19 protein-coding genes are annotated in these 24,844 nt (G+C 43.9%); 9 read left to right on the forward strand and 10 right to left on the reverse strand.

What is annotated here, in order from left to right; all coding sequences use genetic code 11:
* Window positions 1-48: 48 nt before the first annotated feature.
* Both gshA and GVO62_RS06090 read right to left on the reverse strand, forming a co-directional pair.
* Window positions 49-1,647: a glutamate--cysteine ligase gene (gshA, locus tag GVO62_RS06085; RefSeq protein WP_159118179.1), complete on the reverse strand. Its 1,599-nt coding sequence runs from the start codon at window positions 1,645-1,647 to the stop codon at window positions 49-51.
* A gap of 74 nt (window positions 1,648-1,721) precedes the next feature.
* Window positions 1,722-4,592: a M16 family metallopeptidase gene (locus GVO62_RS06090; RefSeq protein ID WP_159118180.1), complete on the reverse strand. Its 2,871-nt coding sequence runs from the start codon at window positions 4,590-4,592 to the stop codon at window positions 1,722-1,724.
* Window positions 4,593-4,887: 295 nt separating this feature from the next.
* Here GVO62_RS06090 and GVO62_RS06095 point away from each other — a divergent pair, with 295 nt between their 5' ends.
* The 3 genes from GVO62_RS06095 (at window position 4,888) to GVO62_RS06105 (ending at window position 7,274) form a co-directional block, all read left to right on the forward strand.
* Window positions 4,888-5,454, forward strand: a complete 567-nt coding sequence (locus GVO62_RS06095; protein ID WP_159118181.1) for an Hpt domain-containing protein — start codon at window positions 4,888-4,890, stop codon at window positions 5,452-5,454.
* Window positions 5,454-6,239 carry a pseudouridine synthase gene (locus GVO62_RS06100; RefSeq protein ID WP_159118182.1) on the forward strand — a complete coding sequence of 262 codons (786 nt, stop codon included), beginning with the start codon at window positions 5,454-5,456 and terminating at the stop codon, window positions 6,237-6,239. Before GVO62_RS06095 ends, GVO62_RS06100 begins: the two co-directional genes overlap by 1 nt.
* 78 nt (window positions 6,240-6,317) lie before the next feature.
* Window positions 6,318-7,274, forward strand: coding sequence for a ketopantoate reductase family protein (locus tag GVO62_RS06105; protein WP_159118183.1), 957 nt, complete (start codon window positions 6,318-6,320; stop codon window positions 7,272-7,274).
* Window positions 7,275-7,335: 61 nt separating this feature from the next.
* Here GVO62_RS06105 and lysS read toward each other — a convergent pair whose 3' ends face one another.
* Both lysS and prfB read right to left on the reverse strand, forming a co-directional pair.
* A complete protein-coding gene (gene lysS, locus GVO62_RS06110; protein WP_159118184.1) occupies window positions 7,336-8,904 on the reverse strand; it encodes a lysine--tRNA ligase in 1,569 nt (522 codons plus the stop codon).
* Between the two features lie 23 nt (window positions 8,905-8,927).
* A protein-coding gene (prfB, locus tag GVO62_RS06115; RefSeq protein WP_159118185.1) for a peptide chain release factor 2 occupies window positions 8,928-10,026 on the reverse strand; the annotation gives its coding sequence in 2 pieces (ribosomal slippage) (window positions 8,928-9,950 and window positions 9,952-10,026; 1,098 coding nt in all).
* A 333-nt stretch (window positions 10,027-10,359) separates the two neighbouring features.
* On the opposite strand from prfB, the gene GVO62_RS06120 reads away from it, so the two are divergent.
* Window positions 10,360-10,578: a hypothetical protein gene (locus tag GVO62_RS06120; RefSeq protein WP_105932038.1), complete on the forward strand. Its 219-nt coding sequence runs from the start codon at window positions 10,360-10,362 to the stop codon at window positions 10,576-10,578.
* A 126-nt stretch (window positions 10,579-10,704) separates the two neighbouring features.
* Here GVO62_RS06120 and GVO62_RS06125 read toward each other — a convergent pair whose 3' ends face one another.
* Window positions 10,705-11,790 (reverse strand): alkene reductase, encoded by a 1,086-nt coding sequence (locus GVO62_RS06125; RefSeq protein ID WP_159118186.1) that lies wholly within the window; start codon window positions 11,788-11,790, stop codon window positions 10,705-10,707.
* A 275-nt stretch (window positions 11,791-12,065) separates the two neighbouring features.
* Here GVO62_RS06125 and GVO62_RS06130 point away from each other — a divergent pair, with 275 nt between their 5' ends.
* Both GVO62_RS06130 and GVO62_RS06135 read left to right on the forward strand, forming a co-directional pair.
* The gene (locus GVO62_RS06130) at window positions 12,066-13,136 is read left to right on the forward strand and encodes a flavin reductase family protein (RefSeq protein ID WP_236547082.1); all 1,071 of its coding nucleotides are present in this window, start codon (window positions 12,066-12,068) and stop codon (window positions 13,134-13,136) included.
* On the forward strand, window positions 13,133-14,296 hold the full coding sequence (locus tag GVO62_RS06135; protein ID WP_159118187.1) for a fatty acid desaturase family protein: 1,164 nt from the start codon (window positions 13,133-13,135) through the stop codon (window positions 14,294-14,296). Before GVO62_RS06130 ends, GVO62_RS06135 begins: the two co-directional genes overlap by 4 nt.
* Here GVO62_RS06135 and GVO62_RS06140 read toward each other — a convergent pair.
* Both GVO62_RS06140 and GVO62_RS06145 read right to left on the reverse strand, forming a co-directional pair.
* The gene (locus GVO62_RS06140; protein WP_159118188.1) at window positions 14,274-14,711 is read right to left on the reverse strand and encodes a DUF2177 family protein; all 438 of its coding nucleotides are present in this window, start codon (window positions 14,709-14,711) and stop codon (window positions 14,274-14,276) included. The genes GVO62_RS06135 and GVO62_RS06140 overlap by 23 nt on opposite strands.
* A gap of 104 nt (window positions 14,712-14,815) precedes the next feature.
* Window positions 14,816-16,741: a GGDEF domain-containing protein gene (locus GVO62_RS06145; protein ID WP_159118189.1), complete on the reverse strand. Its 1,926-nt coding sequence runs from the start codon at window positions 16,739-16,741 to the stop codon at window positions 14,816-14,818.
* 191 nt (window positions 16,742-16,932) lie between these two features.
* Between GVO62_RS06145 and GVO62_RS06150 the strand changes: the two genes are divergently transcribed.
* Complete coding sequence (locus GVO62_RS06150; protein ID WP_173359477.1) at window positions 16,933-17,397, forward strand: hypothetical protein; 465 nt, start codon at window positions 16,933-16,935, stop codon at window positions 17,395-17,397.
* Between the two features lie 72 nt (window positions 17,398-17,469).
* On the opposite strand, the gene GVO62_RS06155 is transcribed toward GVO62_RS06150, so the two are convergent.
* Window positions 17,470-17,928 (reverse strand): hypothetical protein, encoded by a 459-nt coding sequence (locus GVO62_RS06155; RefSeq protein ID WP_159118190.1) that lies wholly within the window; start codon window positions 17,926-17,928, stop codon window positions 17,470-17,472.
* A 263-nt stretch (window positions 17,929-18,191) separates the two neighbouring features.
* On the opposite strand from GVO62_RS06155, the gene GVO62_RS06160 reads away from it, so the two are divergent.
* Window positions 18,192-19,070 (forward strand): DUF417 family protein, encoded by an 879-nt coding sequence (locus GVO62_RS06160; protein ID WP_159118191.1) that lies wholly within the window; start codon window positions 18,192-18,194, stop codon window positions 19,068-19,070.
* Between the two features lie 61 nt (window positions 19,071-19,131).
* Here the strand turns inward: GVO62_RS06160 and GVO62_RS06165 are convergent, their stop codons facing one another.
* Both GVO62_RS06165 and GVO62_RS06170 read right to left on the reverse strand, forming a co-directional pair.
* Window positions 19,132-21,990 (reverse strand): ligand-binding sensor domain-containing diguanylate cyclase, encoded by a 2,859-nt coding sequence (locus tag GVO62_RS06165; RefSeq protein ID WP_308469234.1) that lies wholly within the window; start codon window positions 21,988-21,990, stop codon window positions 19,132-19,134.
* Between the two features lie 102 nt (window positions 21,991-22,092).
* A complete protein-coding gene (locus GVO62_RS06170; RefSeq protein WP_173359475.1) occupies window positions 22,093-23,307 on the reverse strand; it encodes an endonuclease/exonuclease/phosphatase family protein in 1,215 nt (404 codons plus the stop codon).
* A 250-nt stretch (window positions 23,308-23,557) separates the two neighbouring features.
* Between GVO62_RS06170 and GVO62_RS06175 the strand changes: the two genes are divergently transcribed.
* Window positions 23,558-24,604, forward strand: coding sequence for a PLP-dependent cysteine synthase family protein (locus GVO62_RS06175; protein WP_159118192.1), 1,047 nt, complete (start codon window positions 23,558-23,560; stop codon window positions 24,602-24,604).
* The last annotated feature ends 240 nt before the right edge of the window (window positions 24,605-24,844 follow it).

Below are 24,844 nucleotides of genomic sequence, written 5' to 3' on the forward strand. Positions count from 1 at the left end.
TCTAGTAAAATGTGTGTTTCCCTGGAACCCTTCGATGCCTGACTTATGTCAGGCATTTTTTTTTGCTGGAGGCTCAGCGAAATAGTCACGAATAAAAGTATCGAAGTCTTTAGTGTCAGCAGCTTCTATTTCTTTCTGCGCTGCAAACGACGTCTCCGCTTGCGCAGCAAACCCTGCAGCATCTGTATCGGTATACTCGAAAGACTTCATCTCAGCTTGATAGGCCTGGGCTAACTCTAAGCCTAGCACGCCATTATCTTTGTCGCTCTCTATCAAAGTGGAAAGTAATTTTCCAGACGGTGTTAACTCTGGGTTCTGCACTTTCTCAAATTCAGTTTTAACCGCTTGCGAATAACGAGATGTATCGTTAGCTAAGTCGAGAAGTTCCGCGGCTTGCTCAAATGAACTGAATAATGAAGTACACCAGTTGGGAAGAGAAATGTCTTCACCGCCGTTTTGAAGCAGCAGCTCCGGGCTACGTCCTTCAAGTACGACCTTGTTCATGTTTTCTTTCGCTTCTTTAAGCTGTGTTTCGTCTAGTTCTGGGCTTGGCATGAGCAAGCACGACACTAAAAACACATCTAAGAAATCAAACTGAGTCTGTGAGATACCTATTGCTGAAAATGGATTTACATCCAAGGCACGAACTTCAATATAGCTTATACCGCGGCGCACTAGTGCGTCTGTGGGTTTCTCCATAGACTGGGTTGGCTGCTTAGGACGTATCGGCGAGTACAACTCATTTTCTATTTGAATAATGTTGCGACTTAATTGCTGATAATTCCCTTCTTCTCCTGCAGCAAACTGGCTGAACCGAGAAGACGGAGTGTTCATAGCATCACGTAGTAGCTTGACGTAATTATCTAGCTGATTGTAGCAAATCTTAAGTGAAGACTGCTCTGCGCTTGTATACCCTAAATCGCTCATCCGCAAACAGGTTGCATAAGGCATATATACAGTACCCTTACCAACTTTCCTAAACGGAAGTGCATGTTGCTTTCCTTTCAAGAATGAGCCACACAGCGCAGGGGACGCTCCATATAAATAGGGAATTAGCCAACATAGACGGCGGTAATTGCGAATTAAACCAAAGTAATCCGAAGAAATTTGATCTTGTGAATACGCGTTACCATTGAGCTCTGCCCACAGCTTCCAAAAACTGTCTGGCAATGAAAAGTTAAAGTGAACGCCAGCTATGGCTTGCATCATGCTTCCGTAGCGGTTTTTAAGGCCAATACGATAAACACGTTTCATTTTACCAACGTTCGACTCACCAAAATAAGCAATAGGAATCTCGGCTTCATCTTGAATGAAGCAAGGCATACTTAGCGGCCAAATTTGCTCGTCACCAATATTGTTAATAACAAACTTATGGATATCTTTTAACTGAGAAATTGTTTTAGCAGCGCTGCTCTCTGGTGGCGTAATAAATTCAAGCAGAGATTCAGAAAAATCAGTGGTTATTGAATCATGGGTAAGCGCCGAACCTAATGGTTTTGGATGAGGAGTTTGTGCCAGCGTACCATTTGGATTGATACGCAGGGCTTCGCGCTCAACTCCGCGCTTAATATCTTTAAGCGCGGCGAGAAATTCGGGTGACTTTAGCGCAGCTATGCGCGCTTCAAAACGGGATAAGTCTACAGTCAAAATGGTGGTCCGTTATGTCAATATTGCCCCCAGTTATGGGGGACAATAGTATAAATTCAATAAAAATTAATCTATCAGTTTAACGTTTCTCGGGTGTTACTCTCTACTGACAACTCGATAATCGGCATCGATAGCGCGTTTAACTGGGGTAAAATTTTTGCTTTGTCGCCCACTACAATAATTTGCATCTTGTCTAGATTCAAATATTGCTTTGCCAACGCATCTATCGTTTTCTTGTCTATGTGGTTAATTATGTCTAGCTGCTCTTCTCGATAACCTTTTTCTAGACCATAGCTTAATAACTGTCTTAAGAAACGCGCTTTACTGGTTGGTGTTTCAAACTCAAGTGCATCACTTAACGTAAATGCATTACGCATGAACGCGATTTCTTCTTCTGTTACGCCCTCGGTGCGGTAGCGATTGATCTCTTTCAAGATTTCTGTGATACCCTCACCGGTGTTGACCGCTGTAAGATCTGTACTCACTTCGAACCACCCGAGTGTTTTACCACCGACAAAACCGCTATTAGCACCGTAAGTAAAACCTTTATCTTCTCGCAGATTTAAATTAATGCGACTATTAAAAGCGCCGCCTAATGGGAAGTTCATAAGCCGAGATTTGAAGTGATCGCCTGTTGCGTCAAAAGGTAAGCTTCTATCGACAATATAAACCACTGACTGTACGGCTTCAGGACTATCTATCAGGAAAATTTGATTTTCATCATACTTTGGAAATTCACTGTAATCAGCAAACTCATAAGTTTTACCTTGCCACTGCCCAATAAAATCGAGCGTGTTGACCATGGATTGTTTAGACAGGTTGCCAACGGCAACAATACTCGCCTTATCGGGTGAATAGTAGTTAGCGTAAAAACTTTTAACATCATTAAGCGTAATGTTTTGAACGGTTTCCAGTGTGCCTTCATCCGGCAAACTCACGCGATTTTCATCGCCAAACAAGATAAGATCTCTTGCTCGTCGCGCTAGGCTAGAAGGGGTTTGCGCTTGTTGCTGCAGTCCTTGTATCACCCGCTCTTTCATACGCGCGAAGTCTTCTTCGCTGAACGCTGGGTTGAACAGCTTTTCTTTTAACAGTGTCAGCGTTTCATCTAGATGCTTAGTGAGTGTAGATACATAAATTTGCGAGTACCTTCCTGCGGTACTAAAACGTATAGCACTGCCTAATTTAGCAAGTTCACTGGCCAGTTCTTCGTTACTGTAGTTTTTTGTTGTCTCGTTCATGAGCAGTGCCGTTAGGTAAGCTGTACCCGCTTTACCCTCTGGGTCTAGCAACATGCCACCGTCCATACCTATAGTTAGCGTTACCGTAGGCGTTTCTGTGCTGGTTACACCGAGTACTTCAATTCCGTTAGCAAGTTCAGCCTCCCAGTAGTCAGGCACATCAACGACTGGCGCTTCACCAGCTACAGGCATAACACTTCTATCAAAACTAGATGGTGCGCTACTGAACACTTCTTCATCAGTGACCTTCACAGTTTCAACGTCTATGTTTCTTATAGGGCGCTCAAAATTTTGTTCAGCCGCAGCAAGCGAGACCTGTCCCTTTGGCACGACGCTCAATACAACGCTATTTGCGTCTTTAATATACTTTTTATAAACGCGCATTACGTCTTCAGCTGTCACTGCATTGTAGCGCTCAATGTCTTCAGCAATCAGGTCTGGCGTTTGATAGAAAGTTTCATTCGCAGCAAGCGCAGAGACTTTGCCGGAAACGCTTTGCAAACCAAACACGGTGCGAGCCTCTATTTGCCCTTTTGTACGGGCTAAATCGTCTGACGTTACACCACGCTGCTCAAACTCTTTGAGAGTTTCATTCAGCACATTCTGTAGCGTTAACAAAGAAGTGATTTTTGCAGGATTTGCTAGCGCTAAAAGTTGGAATTCACAGGCAAGTTCACGGCAAGGATGAGATACCACTGCTTGTACTGCAATGCCTTCTTTCACTAAATTTTTGTAGAACAATGATGTTTTTCCGCCGCCCAAAATATCAGCGAGCACATCAAGCGGCGCTTCATCTTCATGGCGACCATATACGGTGGGATAAGTAATTTGCAGAAGCGGAAGATGCACTTTATCTTCTAAAGTAATATAGCGCGTTTCTTTAAGCATCGCGGGCTGAGGCTTAGGTTCTTCTACCTTAGGACCCGCTGGAATTTCACCGAAATACTTATTAACCCACGCTTTGGTTTTGGCAACGTCGATATCACCACCAATGGTGAGAACGGCATTGTTAGGACCGTACCAGCGTTTAAAAAACGCTTTTAAATCATTAACATTAACTCGGTCTAAGTCTTCAACATAACCAATGGTCATCCAGGAGTAAGGGTGGCCTTCTGGGTATAGTGCCTCGCCATTGAGTTCAAAACGCAGCCCATAAGGTTGGTTATCTACTCGCTGTGCCCGTTCGTTCTTAACGGTCTCTCTTTGGTTTTCAAACTTGGTTTGATCTACGGCTTCTAGCAGGTAGCCCATACGATCTGATTCTAGCCATAACACCTTTTCTAACTGATTAGCCGGTACAGTTTCAAAATAGTTAGTGCGGTCGGTATTTGTGGTGCCGTTCAGATTACCGCCAGACTCGGTAATAACTTTAAAATGCTGCTCATCAGCAACGTGCTTAGAGCCTTGAAACATCATATGTTCGAAGAAGTGTGCAAAGCCAGATTTCCCTATATCTTCCCTCGCAGAACCTACATGATAAGTAACATCTACATGGACCAGCGGGTCTGAGTGGTCTTCATGAAGAATAACGGTAAGGCCGTTCTCTAGCTTATACTTTTCATAGGGTATGGATACGGCGGTTGTTGCAAGTTCTTGAGACGTCGCTTCGTTCTTAGATTGTTCTATTGACACGTGCTGACATGCCGCAACAAACATTACACCTATTGTGAGACTTAAAGTACGTAGGGTCAGTTTTCCTGACATGATGATTCCTTTTAAAATAACAACGCTTTTTCACTACAAAATTAAATTGAGAAGGCACTGATAACGTGAGCCGTATTTTGCAATAGCGAATTTCCGAAGATTACCAGACTTTTTAGCGCTTTACCTGTTTGGACTTTGTTATGATTGTATTAATTTATGTATTTCTGAAATACACTGACGCGATGAAGTCTTCATATACTACGTTTTGGCCAATGTAATCGGCAGACGTGATGTATGAAATAATCAATGATCTCCATTTGATACAAAAAACAAGTGGCTAAATAAGGATAAGCGCATGGATCAGTCAACAACAGTACTCGATATTGATTTCGGAATGTCTCAGTTGAGCGGGAACAAAAAACTTTTGTTTACTTTACTAGGCAAATTCACCGATGAATACCGTACTCTTGATGCCAGTTTGCAAGCCCATATTGCCAAAGGCGACTTTAACGAAGCCTACTCTCTTGTTCATACCCTAAAAGGCGTAACAGGTAATCTGGGGCTGTTTGCTCTACATAATGCTAGCAAGCCAGTAGAAAGCGCTTTTAGAAATGAAAATCGCGTAGCTGATGAATATCCCGTATTTTTAGGTCTGCTCAATGAAACGATCGCTGCGGTAGATGCACTAATTCAGGAGCCCGAAACAGAAGCACCGTCGTCAACCCAAGCGACTGGAGCCGCAGCTGAGCAAGCCAGAAAGCAATTACTGGCTGCGCTAAAAGCCAGTGAGTTCATCGCACAAGACAAACTAGATTATTGGCTTGATGCCATTGCTTTGCCTCAAGAAAAGCGTGCAGCTATCGTTGATGCGGTTGACGAGCTTGATTACGAAGAGGCCATTTCTGAGTTAGAAAATAGCTAGTGCAAGCTATTCCAATTATTTTTGAGGACGATAACGTCCTCATTGTTAACAAGCCTGTAGGCATTGCCATGCACGATGCTGTTGATGAAAATGGCGTAATTAAAGAAGGTAATGAAACGATAACACCCTGTGAAAACCTGAGTTCAACTGCACAGACAGATTCAAGAACAGATGGATTAGTCTCGCTTCTTAAAAAACAGCTTACACTAACAGAATTGCATCTGTGCCACCGCTTAGATACTGGTACATCAGGCTGTTTATGCCTTGCCAAAAACAGCCAAACAGCCGCCGAAATCGGCGCGCTCTTCTCATCTAGACGTGTAAATAAATACTATCTAGCCTTGAGCGCTCAAAAACCTAAAAAGAAACAAGGTATGATAATCGGCGATATGAAAAATCGTCGAGGTGGGCAACGTATCCTTCTAAAGACTCAGGAAAACCCCGCCATCACCCAGTTTTTCAGTAACGCGGCAAAGCCCGGAACTCGCGGTTTTATCGTTAAACCTCACTCGGGGAAAACCCATCAAATTCGCGTGGCGCTCAAAAGTATCGGCGCGCCAATTCTCGGTGATACACTATATGGGGGTGAGGCATCAGACAGGCTGTATCTTCATGCATGGCATTTGCACCTTCCTTTGTCTTCTGGTGAATTAGCAGTTACTGCACCTTTCGATACAGGTGAAGCAATCAACGAAGCCGATGTGCAGACTTGGTACAACGGGCTTAATGCACCAGAAACTTATCCATGGCCTTCTCTGCCCGCACGCTTTATGCCGGTGCGCTAGGAAAAATGCGCTACATGCTTAATAGGTGCCAATAGTCATAATAAAATAGAAGCTACTTTGAATGTTTAATAGATGCTAATGGGTAAACTACATATAGTTGGCGGCGGTGCCATAGGAAGCCTAATTGCTGCGAGCGCCCAGAAAAACGGCGTGCCGTATGACTGCTACCCCAGAAATAGAAAAAGCATGCCGTCATGGGCACAATGGCAAGATGGTCAAACCACCATGCTCAAGCCTGCCAAGTTTGAACCTGTCACGCTGGCAGAAACCGATGTGCTGATACTCCCCCTAAAAGTATATCAACTTAAAGCAGCCTTATTGCAGTGGCTTCCCTATCTCACACAACAACCTACAGTAGTACTGCTTCACAACGGTATGGGCGGGCTTGAGGCCGCAACAGAGCTGTTAGGCTGTGACTATCCGCTGCTGCTTGCCACAACCAGTCATGGCGCGTTAAAAGTAAGCGCGTCGAGCGGCGATTTTCATGTTAAGTATACTGGCGTTGGCTCAACCCAAATTGGCGCGCCCCAAATTTACGCGCCTACATGTGATAGACCACCACCTGACACGCTGTCAGACCTCTCACAAAAAAAGCCCAAGCTTGCCAGCGCAATTGCCGCATTACATGACGCATTCCCTCCTGTGCAATACCAAAGTAATATCCTAAAAGCGTTGTGGACGAAGCTGTCGGTTAATGCAGTAATTAACCCATTAACGGCGCTTCACAATATTCAAAATAAGTACATTATTGATGCTGAATTTGAACAAAGCCGTATCGGAATTTGCAATGAATTCACCCAGGTTGCGGATGCTTACGGGCTAGATTTTGATGCAAAATCAGTTCATGAAAACGTGCTGTCGGTAGCCAAAGCGACCGGAGAAAACTATTCAAGCATGCATCAGGATGTGGCCCACGGTAGGCAAACAGAAATAGATGCCATCAATGGTTATATTGTGGAAATGGCAAAGAAAAAGGGTATTCCCGTTCCCGAGAATACCCTTTTAGTAGAGCGTGTTAAGGCGCTCAGCCTTTAAGCAAAGCGCAGACTTACTTATACATAAGCAGGTCGACGCTCTTTTTTATTACTCTTACTTTTTACTCTTGTTCGCCCGCTTCTTGTGCGTCTTTTGGCGCTTGAGGCTTCATGTGTGGGAACAAGATAACGTCTTTAATCGTTGAGCTATCAGTAAATAGCATAGCTAAGCGGTCAATTCCGATACCTTCACCCGCTGTTGGCGGCAAACCATATTCAAGCGCGCGAATGTAATCATCGTCAAAGTGCATGGCTTCATCGTCACCAGCGTCTTTTTCTTCTACCTGCTTGGCAAAACGTTCCGCCTGATCTTCTGGGTCGTTAAGCTCGCTAAAGCCATTCGCTAATTCACGTCCACCTACGAAGAATTCAAAGCGGTCGGTAATGAATGGGTTGTTGTCGTTACGGCGCGCAAGCGGCGATACTTCCCACGGATATTCTGTAATAAACGTAGGTTGGATAAGTTTCTCTTCCGCTGTCGCTTCGAAGATTTCGCAAAGGTACTTACCTGCACCCCAAATACCGTCAACTTCAGGCTCTTTAATGTGGAGCTGTTTTGCCATCGCTTTAAGCGCGTTAAGGTTCGCCTCTGGGTCGCGGATGGCTTCCTCGTTAGCTTCTGGCCAGTACTTAAGAATAGCTTCGCCCATGCTTAAGCGGTCAAACGGCTTACCAAAGTCGTATTCAACTTCAGACGTTACGTTACCTTCAGCGTCTTTAGTTGTGTTTTTGATAATGCTTGTACCAAGAATATCTTCTGCCAGCGTGCGCAGCATATCCTCTGTAAGGTTCATCAGGTCGTTGTAGTCTGCATACGCTTGGTAAAACTCAAGCATAGTAAACTCTGGGTTGTGACGGGTTGATAAGCCTTCATTACGGAAGTTACGGTTAATTTCGAACACGCGCTCAAAACCACCAACCACTAGGCGCTTAAGGTAAAGCTCTGGTGCAATACGCAGGTACATATCGATGTCTAGCGCATTGTGGTGAGTCACAAACGGCTTCGCGGTCGCGCCACCAGGAATAACCTGTAGCATTGGCGTTTCTACTTCAAGGTAGTCACGCTCGGTAAGATAATTACGAATACCGTTTACAATCTTGCTACGGATCATGAAGGTTTTGCGGGTTTGTTCGCTTGTGATCAAGTCAACGTAGCGCTGGCGATATTTCGTTTCCTGATCGCTCAGACCGTGGAATTTTTCTGGCAATGGACGAAGTGCTTTGGTGAGCAACTCGTATTGCTCCATGTTCACGTAAAGATCGCCTTTACCTGACTTATGTAGGTCACCCGCCACGCCAATAATGTCACCAATATCTAGTGCACCATATTTTGCTTTGAGGGCTTTTTGCGTGTCTTTATCCGCGTATGCCTGAATGCGACCAGTCATATCTTGAAGCAGCATGAAAGGACCACGCTTAGCCATAATACGGCCAGCGATGCTTACTTTGTTACCCTGTTCTTGCAACGTTTCTTTGTCGAATTCACCGAACTTAGCTTGAAGCTCATCCGCATAGTTTTCGCGACGGAAGCTGTTTGGGAAACCGTTTGCACGGCACTGCTCGCGAATAGCGCTTAGCTTTGCACGGCGCTCTGCAATCAATTTGTTATCGTCTGTTTGTTGGTCAGTCATAACCTTTCACTTCGTTGTTCGGTTTACAGCCCAGATTTCAGGCTGGCTTCAATAAATTTGTCCAAGTCGCCATCTAGCACGGCTTGAGTGTTGCGTGTTTCCACGCCAGTGCGCAAATCTTTAATGCGAGAGTCGTCTAATACATAAGAGCGTATTTGACTTCCCCAGCCGATATCAGACTTGCTATCTTCCATCGCTTGTTTTTCGGCGTTTTGTTTTTGCAGTTCAAACTCATAAAGTTTGGCTTTTAACTGCTTCATCGCCTGATCTTTGTTTTTGTGCTGCGAGCGGTCGTTCTGACACTGCACCACAATGCCCGTCGGCTCGTGAGTAATACGTACCGCAGAGTCCGTTCTGTTAACGTGCTGGCCACCCGCGCCCGATGCGCGATACGTGTCTATACGTAAATCAGACGGGTTAATTTCAATATCGATGTCATCATCAATTTCTGGATATACAAACGCTGATGAAAACGACGTATGACGGCGGTTGCCCGAGTCAAACGGTGATTTACGTACCAAGCGGTGAACACCTGTTTCCGTACGTAGCCACCCAAACGCATATTCGCCCTGAATACGCAAAGTTGCGCTTTTAATCCCGGCTACATCACCGTCTGATACTTCAATCAGTTCAGTTTTAAAACCGTGGGCTTCACCCCAACGCAAATACATGCGCAGCAACATATTGGCCCAATCTTGTGCTTCTGTACCACCAGAGCCCGACTGAATATCAATATAGCAATCGTTTTCATCGTTAGGACCGGAGAACATGCGGCGAAACTCAAGCACTTCTAGCTGCTCAATTAAGCCTTCAAGCTCAGTTTGTGCCTCAATAAAGGTATCTTCATCTTCGGCTTCAACGGCCAATTCGACAAGACCTTCAACGTCTTCAGTTCCCTGGTCGAGCTTGTGGATCGTTTCTACGATTTGCTCTAGGGCCACTTTTTCTTTGCCAAGCGCCTGTGCTCTGTCTGGCTCGTTCCAAACGTCAGGGCTTTCTAACTCTCGGCTAACTTCTTCTAAACGCTCTGACTTTGCATCAAAGTCAAAGATACCCCCTAAGCGCTTCGGTGCGCTCGCGGATATCTTTTATCGCATTAGTAACGGGGTTTATTTCAAACATAGTCCGCTTATTTCGTTAAAAATTTAAGACCGCGGATAGTACCGAATTTAGAGGAATTTTGATAGGGGTTGGCGTAAATATTGCGACGCTGATTTTACCTGGTTATGCGAACACTTTTTGAGCACTAAAGATAAAATGAACAATTTTACCGTTTAACGGCTTGCAGCCAGTATTGGTTTTACCGCCAATACCCATAAGATAAAAGTTATAAAGCGCTATATGCTTTACAAACCCTGTGACTACTGCACCGGTTTAATGCAATCACTTATTACAACTGTGCATTGCGGCCTTGGAATCGTGATACTCGACAAATGGAAACGCAATAGGAAAGGTATGTCGCTAAATAATTTTTCATATGCTGTTATCGGCGTGCTGCTTGGGCTTTTGGTATTGGCATTAGGCCAACTGTTCGACTGCCAGAATTTAGCTGGCGCGACCATGGCACTGCAATGCCCGAATGGAACGCCAATTTCAAAATTGTGGGTAATAGCTTCGATGCTGATAGCGGGGAGCGGAATAGCTGCTTGGCTATATCGAAACCGTAATTTTTAAGCAAGCTCAGATACGTATAAAATTTCTGTATTTAGCTGCAAGCATCTTCAAAAACAACAATCACACAAAAAGGGGCGGCGCCCCTTTTTGTTCTATGTACTCTTTAAACGTCTGCCGATTGAAGGTCTATTTGGCAAACGAATAATCCGTATAACCTCTTTCATCACCACCAAATAAAGTATCAGGTTTATGCTCATTTAGTGGCAAATCGTTAGCTAACCGATGCGGTAGATCTGGATTAGCGACAAAAGGACGACCAAAACCAATCATATCTGCCCATCCTTCTGACAGCGCGCTTTCGGCACGCGCTTTGTCGTACTTTCCTGCATAAATCAGTATACCGTTGAATGCTCCGCGAATAGACTGCTTGAAAGATATTGGCATTTGCGGTGCATCGTCCCAGTCGGCCTCTGCAATGTGCATATAGCCAATCTTGAAACTATTAAGCATGGAAGCAATGGCAAGATAGGTCTCTTCAGGATTATCGTCGACTGTCCCGTTTAATGTTGTTAGTGGCGCTAAACGTACACCTACTTTATCAGCGCCAATTTCCTCACACACGGCCCGCACCACTTCTTTTAAGAATCGAATACGGTTTTGTAAAGTCCCGCCGTATTCATCTGTTCTTGCATTACTCTGAGAATCAATAAATTGGTTAAGCAAATAACCATTAGCCGAATGCAATTCGATACCATCAAATCCTGCTTCCAAAGCATTTCGAGCCGCGACGCGATACTCTTCCACCACCGCGTCTATATCTTTAATACTCATTTCACGTGGCATTACCGACTCGACAAAGCCCGGGTTGCCGTCTTCATCAACGAACACCTTTACTCCTTGTGCTTGAATTGCCGATGCGCTAATCGGCTGCTGCCCCTCCGTATTGGAAGGATGAGATACTCTCCCCACGTGCCAAAGCTGCGCAAACATCACTCCACCCGCTGCATGCACTTTATCTGTCACCAATTTCCAGCCTTCGATTTGCGCCTGGGTATAAATGCCCGGCGTCCACGCATACCCCTTACCGAGCACAGAAATTTGCGTGCCCTCGCTTACGATTAGCCCTGCGCTTGCCCGCTGAGCGTAATAAACTGCCATTAAGGCATTGGGCACATCACCAGGCTGGGTTGAGCGAGAGCGAGTCATTGGCGGCATAACAACACGGTTTTTAAGCGTTTTTCCAGCCAGCGATACGGTTTGAAATAATTTCATAAATCGGTCCTTTCAGCTTCTTTGCATTGTAAACGTTCAGATAGCAGTAAATATAGGACCTATAAGCTAGGTCAGAACCCGTATTTCTAACAAAGCACTTTTGCATTTTTCGCAAAAATATTAGCTCATTTCGACGACGTTACCCTAAATTTTTACACCTCTACTCTTGACGCAGAAAAATTTAAGCTTACACTTGTTCGCTGAATGAGAGTACAGTTGTACGCTTAAATATTGTCATCACTTTTGTATTAAAGATATTCAGACAGAATATAGGTGTGAGTTCTACATTGAGACTATTACTAAATAAATTTACTGATAGCATACTTCACCATGGCTCTTGGAAGGGCTACTGGGAAGTACTGGTGCAGCAATTTAAACCTGCTTGGCGCGACGGCTATTTCAGAGCCAGAATTGTGGCGGTAAAAAACTTAAGCACTGATATGCTTGAGGTGGTACTTAAGCCTGAACGGGCTTGGCCTACGCATGCCGCTGGGCAGCATATCGCATTGACCATAGAAATTAATGGCAGGCTCACCACTCGCGTTTTTACTGTAGCAAGTGGCGCAAACACTCATCGGCGAACTAAATGCATACGTCTGGTGACAAAAGTGAAAGACCAAGGTGCCCTAACGCCTCACCTCCATTCTTGTCCACCTAACCAATGGGTAAATATCTCGGCGCCAATGGGGGAATTTATATGGCCGAAAGTTGAAAAGCCCCTTCTCATGATAGCCGGCGGTTCGGGTATAACCCCTTTTATTGCAATGCTCGATGATGTCATAGAAAAAGCACAACTCAATAACACACCGGTGCATTTACTTTATTTCGCCAAGCCCAATGAACACGTTCTGATTGACGAATTGTCAGCTTTCCAAAAGCGCTGCGAAAGCTTCTCTTATTCAATTTTAACCAAGCAGAAAGACGGTGATTTAGAAGCGCATTTATCTTACTTTGCTAACGCACACTGGTTAGTATGTGGCCCAAATGCTATGTACGAGCAGGCAAGGCGCTTTGCAGAGCTAATCAGTGCGCCCCTTTCGAGTGAGCACTTTGCTGCGCTTCCAGCTATAAACAGCTCCAGCCCCGGCCAAAGTGAAACCTTCTCGTTGCTACACAACGGCGAAACTTTAACTATCGACAATCAGCAATCCCTACTTTCACAACTTCAACAAGCAGAACAACCCGTAACATACGGCTGTGGCATGGGCATTTGTCACCAGTGCCAATGCGTTAAAAAACGCGGCGTGGTGAGAGATACCCGCACTGGCGAACTTTCAGATAGCGCAGAGCAACTTATCCAATTATGTGTGTCACAAGCTGTTACCGATTTGGAGATCCAATTATGACCACTAGCGTTACGATAGACACACAGCATCGTGAAGAAGTCACTGAGCAAGCACAGTTACCGGTGCACAAAACTCAGGAGATTCAAGTAGCTCAGCCAAAGAGCAATGGAAAAAAGCCTAACTATGAGTTACTCGCTGCTCAGTTTGATGAAATTAAGGCCGACGTAAAACGAAAAGTGGGGACAGAAGATGCCTCGTATATTAGACGCATTATTCTTATTCAGCGAGTTTGCGAGTGGAGTGGACGCATACTACTCATGTTGGGGTTCATTCAACCGCTGCTTTGGGTTGCCGGCGTATTGAGTTTAGCTACGGCTAAGATTCTCGATAATATGGAAATAGGCCACAACGTGATGCACGGTCAATATGACTGGATGAATGATAAACATATAAACTCAAGACGCTACGAATGGGATATTGCTTGCGACGGTTCCAGCTGGAATCGAGTCCATAACTACGAGCATCACACCTATACCAATATTATTGGTAAAGACAGAGACTTTGGCTATGGCTTGCTTCGCTTATCTAACGACTTTAGATGGCGGGTAAAAAACCTTTGGCAGTTCGCGACATATATCGTGCTTAGCGTAATGTTTCAGTGGGGCGTGTCTTACCACGAAATGGCTGCGGAGCGTGTCTTTTTTGGAAAGAAAAAAGACAATCGCAAAAATCAGGTTACCCATAGCGAACTAAAAAAACGTTTTTTTAGCAAAGGTGCGCGTCAGTTAGTCAAAGATTACGTGCTATTTCCGTTGCTAGCTGGGCCGTTATTTTTATGGGTATTTACCGGCAACCTTATTGCCAACTTATTACGCAATTTATGGACTTCTACCATTATCTTTTGCGGTCATTTCACTGGCGACGTAGAAACGTTTAAAGAGGAAGATTGTACTAATGAAACCCGAGGACAGTGGTACTATCGTCAGGCACTAGGCTCTTCGAACATTAAGGGCGGAAATCTGTTTCACGTTCTCACTGGGCATTTGAGTTTTCAAATAGAACACCATTTGTTTCCTGATATTCCTGCAAGGCGTTACCGGGAAATGGCCCCCAAAGTAGAAGCCGTATTCAAAGAACACGGCATGCACTACAACACTGGCGGCTTTATAAAACAATACGCCAGCGTGTTAAAGCGAATTATTCGCTACTCTTTTCCTTAACCAGTTGATACCCTAACCAGCCAGCCATAGCGCTTGCGCTGGTTAGGCACGTCCCCCACGCCCAATCAATCAACATGATAAACAAAGTAAAACCTTCAATAATGCTGTACGCCGTTAAATTGTAGGCGCCATAACTGGCCAACCCTAGAAGCGCGCCATCGATCCCAGCATAAAGTAGCGACTTATCTCTGTTCGCCACCACAGCAAGTACAAACACCACGCATCCATACATAAGGTAAAAAACCACCCAAGGCCACGTGATAAATTGACTTCTAAGCAGAGGAGCCATTTCACTTTGATACCAGCCATCCGCAATAACGCCAAGCCACAAGAAGTCGAGCACACCAAAACACACAAAGATTGCAATTAAGGACACTACAATGTTTTTCGCAAAGCGAATGATATTGGAAAGCATGAAACTTATCCCTGTTGGTGGCATAGAGTGACCTTAATGAGGTTACTCTATTATTGGTTATTAAACTAAGCATAGCACCGTAAACATATGCCCCATTATCAAGGCTATTCTGTTAACGTTTTTGCCCTTCCAGTTCTTTTAGCTTCGTATAAAAGATGATCGGCACGCTCTAATACTGACTCAATCTTATCAGTGCTTTTAAATGTTACAATACCGGCAGAGAAGCTTACGTTAAATGGTACTTCCTGCTCTCCCCAGTACTCAATGCCCTCTACCTCTTTTCGAATAACATTTATTATTGCGCTCGCCTCAGAGATATCTGTTGCTTGTATAACCAACAAAAACTCTTCTCCCCCATACCTGCATAAGCGATCTATTTTACGTATGCGTTTTATGATGATTTGACTCAGTGTTTTGAGCACTTCGTCTCCCAAATTATGCCCATAGTTGTCGTTAATTTTTTTAAAATGATCGACATCTAAAAGGACTGCACAATTAACCTGTTCAGGTGAGATAAAGGTCAACCAACTGTTGATAGCTCTTCTAGTATAAGCACCGGTTAGAGAGTCTACGTCAGCCAAGGCTTTTGAGATATTGTGTCGACGTCGGTACCACAGCGTGGTGAAACCTAGAATAATAGCCAAACCGCCAAACAATATACTTTTTAGAAAATTAGCTTGGTTGGTCAATTGGTCTTTTTCTCTATTAATTTTTATATTTTTAAGTTCAGTGATTTCAATTTCTTTTGAGAGAAAGTCATTACCGAGATTAGCATTTGAAGATGAGATAAGCTGGTTTCTATCTAATTTTAGCGACCGATATTTAGTAGCGAATTGATACGCTTTTTTGTAGTTTCCCTTTACTTCATAAATTCTCTGGAGATTTTGATAAAGCCTTAGGTTGATATCCGTTGGTGAGGGGTGCAGTGCTGACCAAGTCTCATATTTTTCAGTAAGAGTATCAATCTCCTCAGAGAATGTGACAGGGTCATTACCATCTAATGCTTCAATTAGAGTTAGAGCTGTCTGAATATACGCCTCTATCATTGGCGAAGAGCTATTGCTAGTACTTGCATCAACAACAGCCGCTATTCGCCCAGCTAAACCTCTTATTTTATCGACTTCGGCTTCTGTCATATAATGCGTATATACAGATAAATTAAGTATTAATGCGACAATCAGATTATCTGTATCGTCCTGCTCTGTTGCTAATTCAACAGCCGATTCTGATTTTGCTAAAGCTTCCGAAAAGCGCCCTAATTGGGTCAATGCTTGGACTGAAGCAATGTAGTCTACAGAATATCGCTCACTTACAGGCACTATCGATAGAATATAATCTGCGTACTGCAAGGCCTCAGAGTAAAGCTGAAGCTCTATGAGTATATTCGCTATATATGCTGCAATTTCTCTTTGAGTTAGCATAGCTTTGAACGAATCTTCTTTCTCAACGTTCAAATAATTAAACGAATATTTAAATTCGACTAATGCGTCAATATGCGATTTTGATTGAAATTCATTGCCTAGCCATGCACTTACAAGAGCAACAGCCTTACTATTTGAGGCTTCGAGCATTTCAGATTTTAAGCGTCTAAGTTTTTCTATCGCTGGACTTACTTGTTGTTCATCTCCATCGTGTCTAGCCGAACTCGAATAAATAAAGTACGATCGAACTCCAGCATAAAGTTCAGCATCTAGGCTTTTAAGGGCATCCCAATCATCCGTATCAATTAGCCTGCTTGGACGGCTAAACCAGTTTTCAACTGCTTTATCTCCGTTAAAACCTTCCCAGATAACGTGTTTAAAGATAAGCCCCAGCGAGGAGTCATCCCGAGGGAGACCTGACGACTTAATTTGTTTGCTTAACTCATTATTCAATTGTTCATTATTATTCGACCAGAGGGTTATCGCTCTATATGTTACCTGATCGTAGCGGCTTAATTTCGTTAAATCTTGAGCATTCGCTTCACTCACATGAAGTGCGAAACACAGAAGTATTGAAATTATGAATACCTTCAATTTATTCAACGGCATTAGCTAACTCTTATATTCTCTATAATAAAAGTAGGTTTTTATTTATAAATAGCCATTGAACTTTGGTATCCAATCAACAACGGACACCCCAAATAAGTCGGAAATACTTTACTCAAAACTTACACTGCATATTGTAACAATAGACGCTTTTGAACCTCAAAGTAACGTGGTTTAAACAAGCGTAAAATAAAATGAAAAGAACAGTATTAGTAGTAACGACCTCTTTAATTGTGAGTGCGTGCGCCCACAGGCCACCACCTTTAGACAAGGATGAAATATATTTTGAGACCAAGATCAAGCAAGACGGCACCAAGCTTTTCGCGTTTAGCATTCCTTCAATGAAACAACCAGGTGGCGGTAAAGGTGGCGGCGCTAAAGATGGCGGCGGCAGAGGAGGCCGTGGTGAAGGTGGTGGTCGTGGCGGCCGTGGTGGACAAGAAAACCGAGGAGGCTCATCACAAAAATCGTCAGATAGCGGTGAGAGAATGACAGAGCAACTCTATGCCTCTCTTGATGAAAAATTGGATGAAACAGGTTATTGCCAAACCGGCTATATAGAAATCGATACACATCAAACCGAAGATAGGCTGCACCTATTAGGCGAATGTAATGAGACGGCGAGTGAACTGGACAGACTCGACTTTCCTGCACGTTAGTTGACTATTGGTTGATGAAGCGCACCGCCGTTGGCATGTGCATCATTCAACGCCCGTTAGCTTTAACGCCTCTTAATCAACACATAGGGTATGCTCCACAATCCCCTTAGACACATAGGCTCTGCAGCCAAATAAGTCAGTAGTTTCTAAACACACGCCACTGACCTTTTGCCCGGCTTCTACCTGATTTTTTCCTGTAACACAAGCCACTTCACACTCGCTGCTGTCACTACACGCTTTACCAGCATCATTCGCTGGTAGCACACAAGCATAAGCCTGCTGTCGGCCTACTTTCTTCCACTTACCACCTTGTTTGTCGCACACTTTTTCAGACTCGATGGAATAGGCTTGCTGTACCAAGGGCAAGGAGGTGTCAACAACTTGCTCTAATCTTTCGACGTCTTCAACACTCGCGATTGGCTCATCAATAGGTTCTGGGGGCTGAGCGCCACAAGCAGACAAGGCTGCACACGCGCCTGCTACTAACCAGATTCCAAAACGCTTATGTGCTCTACTGCTTGTTTGTTTCATTTTTTCTCTCAATTTATTTTACTTTTTAAACCACTACTATTTAAAAACCAAACCATTTAAGCCCTACACTACTTAAGACCTAATTTATTTAAGACCTCTGCTACCTATGACAACTGCTATTAGATAAGTTCTTATTTTGTCGATAAATCCTTATTTGCTTATTGCGCTATGCCTAATAAATTATCAAACCTATGAAATTTTAGTGCTACCTCGACGGGTCTCTACATACACTTCGCAAAACTAGCAGTATTTACGGACGCTTTATGACACTAAACCAAACCGAAAGCATGGTCACCGCATTGCTCACTTTTAGCTTCGCAGTTCTTGGCCTAACATTTTTACTGGGTGCAAACCCCAATGCACTTATCGCTACATTTAATTTCTACTCGTTAGGCACTGTGTTGAGCCAGAGTGCCCTTGGTGCTTTTTCTGGTATCGCGTTGCTGTTGCTACCGTTAATGACCATTGCAGCACGTTTTAACCTAGTTTCAGCAAAAGCAGTAACACTATATGCCGCTTTTGTAACTGCCATTCCATTACTGACGTTATTATCACCAACGAGATGGATGGCCGATTTAGGGGGCTTCCCGATTATTGGCAGCGGTCAAGGCATCATTAAGTACTTCGCAGTATTACCGCTTTTCCTATTCTTGTTTTATCGCGAAAAATTTTCGCTCAAGCAACTTACATACCTTAACTTTGCTCCTGTAGCCATGGTCTTATTATGGATAGGAGGCATGAAGTTTTTCGAGTTTGAAGCTAATGCGATTGTGGGGCTAGTTGAAACATCACCGTTTATGTCGTGGCTATATGCTGTGTTTAGCGTTCAAGGGGCATCGAATGTAATTGGTGGGTTTGATGTCCTCTTTGCACTGCTATTGGGTGCGGGCATCTTTACTAAGAACAAGCCGATGATCATTGCGAGCGGACTGGCTTGTTTATCGGTTTTTCTTATGACACAAACGTTTTTGTTTACTGTGCCGGATACTTTTAACAGCACGACTATCGTCAATCGCCTAGGTCAGTTCGTTATTAAAGACCTTTGGTTTGTCGCTAATCTTGCTGTGGTGGCTTACTTTACGCTGTTCGAGGCAGTTTCACGAGAACGAGAAGAAGCGCAGTTGGGTCAATCGCCACAGTAGAGCTTTACGGCAAAGTCAGGTTAAAGATGTTGTAGTAATTAACCACTACTTCACTTATCGTTTATTCGAAAATGGTCACTTGGTTGCGGCCATATTCTTTTGCAGTGTAAAGTGCTTGGTCGGCATGGGTTAACATTCTGTCGTGATCTCTCGCGCCATCAGCACTTGCTACACCAATACTGATTGTGACTTTCAGCGTTTGCGCTATAAAACTGAAATCATGTGCTGCCACGATTTTTCGAACATGATCCATAGCAACACTTGCATTTATCAAGTCACATTCTGGTAACAACACAGTAAACTCTTCGCCGCCCCACCTTGCACATTTAGCATAATGCGGAACTTCGCGATTTAATATACGGGCCACCTCAGTAATGACTTTATCTCCTACTAAGTGGGAGTACTGATCATTTACCTGTTTGAAATGGTCGATATCGATAACGGCAAGACATAGAGGAGATTGTTTCGCTTTAGCCTCTTCAAAATATTGTACAAGCCAGCGGTCGAATGCTCGTCTATTTGCAATACCGGTTAGATCATCATGAGTTGCTTGGAACTCGAACCGCTTGGTTTGTAATTCTAATGACCTGGTTTGTTCATCGACCCTTTGTTTTAAAATCATTTCTGATTTTTTCAAGTGATGAAAACGTACTTTGTAAAGTGCATAGATAACGAAGCAGAAGAAAAGAAATACCGAGAATTTAAAAGCAAATGTCTGATAAATGCTGGGTAGCACGCGAATAGAAAATGGTGACGTAATCTCTTGCCAGGTGCCTCCAATGTAACGAGCACGTACTTTAAACTGATAACGACCAGGTGCTAAATTAGTGTATTCAGTCATTCTAAATTGATGACGGTTAACCCAATCTTGGTCATATCCTACTAACATAGCCTGATACTCTATACGCGAAGGCATAGCGAATCCCAACCCTGCATACTGAAACGCAACTCGCGTGTTTAACGGCGTTACGTCTACTTCCCTTTTATCCGTATCAAATTGCTGGTCAGCACCGTCCAGTAGTACCGCCTCTATACTTACCGGAATAGGGAATTCACTCAGCATGGCAAGGTTTGCAGGCGTTACTGTGGCGAGCCCTTTCGCAGTAGGAAGCCAAACATTTCCGTCTACATCAACAAACTGAGATGGCTGTGACCCACCATTGATTTGAATACTCGCCAGGCCATTTTCTTCCTTAAAATGCTCAAATTCCAATAATGCACTTGGATGTGTCAGACACTCCTTAAGACTTGATAGTGAAGTGAGAATGACCCCTTGGTTTGAACTTAGCCATACACCGCTGTTGTGATCTATACCGATTGAAAACAGTTTATCTACGGGAAGCCCCTGCGACTTTTCGATTACACTAAGTGCCTTAGTAGCATTGTCAAAATACGCAAGGCCTCGATCGGTTGTAATCCAAGTACCCTTTTCAACAACGCTAAAACTGAACGCGTGCTGTGCATCTGAATGTTCAGGAAACGAAACTACGTGCACAATACCCTGTTGGATATAGGCGAGCCCTATCCCTGTAGCAATCCAGATTCGTCCTTCACGATCTTCTGCCAAGCCCATCGAAAAATGGGCAGGTAGCCCATTTTGTTCATTAAAATGGATTAGCTTTCCATCTGGCGTTTGTTGAACTACACCTTGCGCCGTGGCATACCAAACACTGTTATCACTCGCTAAAAGAATGGCCCTTACTTCATTACTCGGTAGCCCTAAATGTCTATTGAGGTAAGGAGTAAGTTGGTCATTTTCATATCGCAGCACACCTTTTGTATAGGTGCCAACTAACGTTACCTCTTCAGTTACCGCTGCCAAACTGAGTACAGAAAAAGCTTCACCCGTAGCGAGCGATGCGCTGGAAAACGCATCATTGGAAAATATATCTAATCCAGCACTTCCACCTGATAAAAGTTTGCCATCAGACGTTTGCAAAACAGTTCGCAAAAAGTCTCCACTCATTCCTTGGCTTTGCGAGAATGTGGTAAATAGCGCGCGACGCAGCCTAAACAAACCACCATTAGTGCCAATCCAGATATTTTTTTCCAAATCTTCAAGCAGTGAAAAAACGCGGTTATTGGGAAGACCTGCTGTCGCATCCAATTTTTCTAGGCCTAAGTCACTCAGACGATAAAGGCCATGATTGATGGTGCCTACCCAAATGCTATTTTGATGATCAAGCAAAATACTACTAATTGATTTGTCGGCAAGTGAGTTGTGAAGTAGCGCGAAGGTACCGTTTCTTTGCTGCCAAACACCGTGTTCTGTGCCAACTAAAACACGTTTTTTGCTATCAAGAGCGAGAGTAAATGATGGACCAGAGAGTATGTTGTGGTCGGGTACAGCTATCTGAAATTTATCGTTTATGTATTTGAATAACCCTTGATTTGTTGCAAACCAGATTACTCCAAATCCGTCTTCGATTATGCGGTAAGCACTCGAATTTACAATGTATTCTTTTTGCGTGCCGTCAGGCGTTCTCATTGCAATCCCCATGTCTTCCAGCGCAAACCACAACACGTTATTACTGTCTCTGAATGCATGATTAACCATTGAAGACAGGGGCGCTTGAGCATGCCACTGCTCGGCAATAAGCGACGTTACACCGCCTCGGTTTCCTGCCACAAGTAGCTCGTCGCGGGACTTGTTGTAATACAAGCTTCGAATGCCGGAGTCTGGTAATCCCGTTTGCGCGCCGCGGGTAAATACAGTGAACTGCTGACCATTGAACCGAGCTACACCTTCCCAAGTACCCGCCCATAGATACCCATTGGACGTTTGTGCTAATGCGTGAATACTATTGTGAGGAAGCCCGTCTTTCGTTCCCCACGATTGAGGGAAATAACGGTTGAGCGGCATGAGCTGAGAAGACTCTACCGAAAAGCCATCTATGGGTATCACCCACAGCAAACACATCACAAAAGTGAGAGACACAAACTTCAATGGCTTCTCGGTATATTATTAGATAGACGATGTAATAATACCTCTATCTATTAACTAACACAAAAATTGTGGTTTTTAGTTATCTTCGGTCAACAACAAGTTAATCCAGACTAACCTGTGATCTGAGCTGGCTTCGCGGTCTTTAACTAATCGATATAGGTCACTGGTTTTTGCAGGCCAGAAAACGCCAGTATCGTTCACATCGAAGCCAAATCGAGATGGCAAAACATAGTCAGCTCTGGCTCCCCAATAGGCAGTAAAGCGGTTACTAAACTCCGCTCCTGACGCGCCTGCACCACCTGCGCTTGTTGGAATTATGTCGTTATTAACTAACGGGTGCTCGGTTAACTGTTCAATTACACCCTCGCGATGTTTATCTCCAATATCCGCCGCGTTAAAATCACCAACAAGTACAAAACGCGCGTTCTCTGACAGGCTGACTTTCTCGCCATTATCATCGTAGATGTAGGCTCCTTTATCCGGAGAAAGATAATCTGCCATAAGCCTAATTTCGTCAAAGTTGCGTTTGCCGTTGCGATCCTCGCTTCCATCGAAATTAGGTGGTGTTGGATGCATAGCAAGTATGTGTACGGTTTTATCTCCTACTTTCACCGGCACATCCCAGTGAGACTTAGAACTCAACCTTAGCGCGGCCCACTCTTCTACGTCGTACCAAGGCTTGCCCTTATCAGTACTTCCGCTCTCATCGGGAATAATTGGAACCTGTGGGTGAGGCATGTGATGCCATTTAAACGTCTGAAAGGTGCGAATACCATCAACATCAATAGGGTATTTTGACAAAAGCGCCATGCCATATTGCCCGGGATAAAGCCCAAAGCCATATGCATCGCCACCAAAACCTTCTGCTTTGCCATTGTTATCTAAGTCGAATGTCGTGGGCTCCCCTGTGTTGACTGTGGCCACATACGTATATGGGTAATCCACAGGCTCAAGGCCACCTTGTGAAACATTCAGGTAGTTCTTAACAAATGCTTCTACCCCTTTACGCTTATCTGCAATGTAGTCAAATTCGTTCAACATTAAGATATCGGGGTTAACGCGTTGAATAATTTCAGCAATGTTTTTAACTTGGCTATGCTCACCCGTTGAAAGAACGTGTTGAAGTACTTCATCGCTTGGCTCCATGCCCAAGGCTTTATAATTGGTGGCCTCCATACTTACGTTAAATGTGGCCACTTTAAGCGTGTTAATCTCTTCTGCACTAATTTGCGCACCTAATAGGGTCGTGAACAGAAAAGCTATTTCTGTAAAAAGCAATGTAGTCTTCATGTTGTTACTTATTACCTAGTGAGGGGTGAGGGGTAAGGAATAAGGTACAAAGATATCAAGAATAGCTAGGTTGCTGAAATTCTTTGTTTCCACAATTTCTCTGTCAAGCAGACACACCAACCTTTTAATTTTTTACAACACGAACAAAATGAAGAATATTTTTCTAAAAAAGTACTATTCAAACAAAAAAATTAAACGTTATTTCTCTAATCGCATTGATACCCTTGTCGTTAACAATGAGGAGATCAACATGACGTGCTGGGTTACACAAGCCATAAATACTATTAACGCTGATTATCAACGCTCGGCTGATACGCATCTAATTAAACTAGCGCCAATAGCGTTCAAAAATATCGATATCTATTTAAAAGATGAAAGCACGCACCCTACGGGGAGTTTAAAGCACCGCCTTGCCCGCTCACTTTTTCTATACGCCCTTTGCAATGGAAAAATTGTGCAGGGAACAACGGTTGTTGAAGCTTCATCGGGCAGTACTGCAGTATCTGAAGCTTACTTCGCCAAAATGATTGGTGTCCCCTTTGTTGCCGTTATGCCTAAGTCTACCGCCCAGAGTAAAATAGCCCTTATTGAGCGGTACGGAGGGCAGTGCCACTTTGTAGATTGTCCTACTCAAATGCACAGCGAAGCCACTAAGGTAGCGAAAGAGCTTCACGGTTACTTTATGGATCAGTTCCTCTACGCCGAACGTGCTACAGACTGGCGCGGCAATAATAATATTGCTGAAAGTATCTTTGAGCAGATGAAAGCTGAACCTCATCCTGTGCCTCACACCATAGTAATGAGTGCAGGCACAGGCGGCACGTCGGCAACAATAGGCCGCTATATACGCTACAAAGGTCTAGCTTCCAAACTTGTAGTCGTCGATCCTGAATTCAGTGTGTTTTTTGAAAGTTTCAAAACAAAAGATCACACGCTAACAGCAACGAGAGGAAGCCGCATAGAAGGGATTGGCCGCCCTAAAGTAGAAGCCTCTTTTCAACACGACGTGATTGACGAGATGATTGCGGTTCCCGACGCGGCAAGCGTTGCCACCATGCATTGGTTAAACAATACCATGGGAATTAAAGCCGGCCCCTCTACAGGCACGAACTTATGGGGGGCGCTACGTATTGCCAAGCAAATGAGCGAAAACGGCGAAGCTGGGTCAATCGTTACCCTCATGTGCGATAGCGGTGAGCGTTACTCAGATACTTACTATAGCGCAGAATGGGTGCATGAAACCATAGGTTCACCCGACCCATATAATGTTGAACTGAGTAATATTCCACTGCGATGAAACTTTGCTAACACCATAACGTTCGCAGTTTAAAGTGTCTGTGCGTTGTATATGGCGCAGCACTTTATCTGTAATGTTTATCAATATACATTGGTTGCAATGTAATTTTACAAGCTAGCCAAATCATTAAGAAAATAAAAACTATCGTTTCAGCGCGGTCGCGTTTACAACAGTGTTGTCTATCGACAGTGCTTTCGCATCCACTAATTTATATGTAAAAGTGTGAAGCATAGCAAGAGA

The sequence above is a fragment of the Alteromonas sp. KUL150 genome (genome assembly GCF_009811475.1).
GTDB lineage: Bacteria > Pseudomonadota > Gammaproteobacteria > Enterobacterales > Alteromonadaceae > Alteromonas > Alteromonas gracilis.

Excerpts from the sequence above, each read along its gene's own strand:
- GVO62_RS06125 (WP_159118186.1), bottom strand. The coding sequence starts at position 11,790 with ATGAAATTATTTCAAACCGTATCGCTGGCTGGAAAAACGCTTAAAAAC.
- GVO62_RS06105 (WP_159118183.1), top strand. The coding sequence starts at position 6,318 with ATGGGTAAACTACATATAGTTGGCGGCGGTGCCATAGGAAGCCTAATT.
- GVO62_RS06150 (WP_173359477.1), top strand. The coding sequence starts at position 16,933 with ATGAAAAGAACAGTATTAGTAGTAACGACCTCTTTAATTGTGAGTGCG.
- GVO62_RS06145 (WP_159118189.1), bottom strand. The coding sequence starts at position 16,741 with ATGCCGTTGAATAAATTGAAGGTATTCATAATTTCAATACTTCTGTGT.
- GVO62_RS06090 (WP_159118180.1), bottom strand. The coding sequence starts at position 4,592 with ATGTCAGGAAAACTGACCCTACGTACTTTAAGTCTCACAATAGGTGTA.
- GVO62_RS06095 (WP_159118181.1), top strand. The coding sequence starts at position 4,888 with ATGGATCAGTCAACAACAGTACTCGATATTGATTTCGGAATGTCTCAG.
- GVO62_RS06120 (WP_105932038.1), top strand. The coding sequence starts at position 10,360 with ATGTCGCTAAATAATTTTTCATATGCTGTTATCGGCGTGCTGCTTGGG.
- GVO62_RS06175 (WP_159118192.1), top strand. The coding sequence starts at position 23,558 with ATGACGTGCTGGGTTACACAAGCCATAAATACTATTAACGCTGATTAT.
- GVO62_RS06140 (WP_159118188.1), bottom strand. The coding sequence starts at position 14,711 with ATGCTTTCCAATATCATTCGCTTTGCGAAAAACATTGTAGTGTCCTTA.
- GVO62_RS06135 (WP_159118187.1), top strand. The coding sequence starts at position 13,133 with ATGACCACTAGCGTTACGATAGACACACAGCATCGTGAAGAAGTCACT.
- GVO62_RS06160 (WP_159118191.1), top strand. The coding sequence starts at position 18,192 with ATGACACTAAACCAAACCGAAAGCATGGTCACCGCATTGCTCACTTTT.
- GVO62_RS06155 (WP_159118190.1), bottom strand. The coding sequence starts at position 17,928 with ATGAAACAAACAAGCAGTAGAGCACATAAGCGTTTTGGAATCTGGTTA.
- GVO62_RS06170 (WP_173359475.1), bottom strand. The coding sequence starts at position 23,307 with ATGAAGACTACATTGCTTTTTACAGAAATAGCTTTTCTGTTCACGACC.
- lysS (WP_159118184.1), bottom strand. The coding sequence starts at position 8,904 with ATGACTGACCAACAAACAGACGATAACAAATTGATTGCAGAGCGCCGT.
- GVO62_RS06165 (WP_308469234.1), bottom strand. The coding sequence starts at position 21,990 with ATGTGTTTGCTGTGGGTGATACCCATAGATGGCTTTTCGGTAGAGTCT.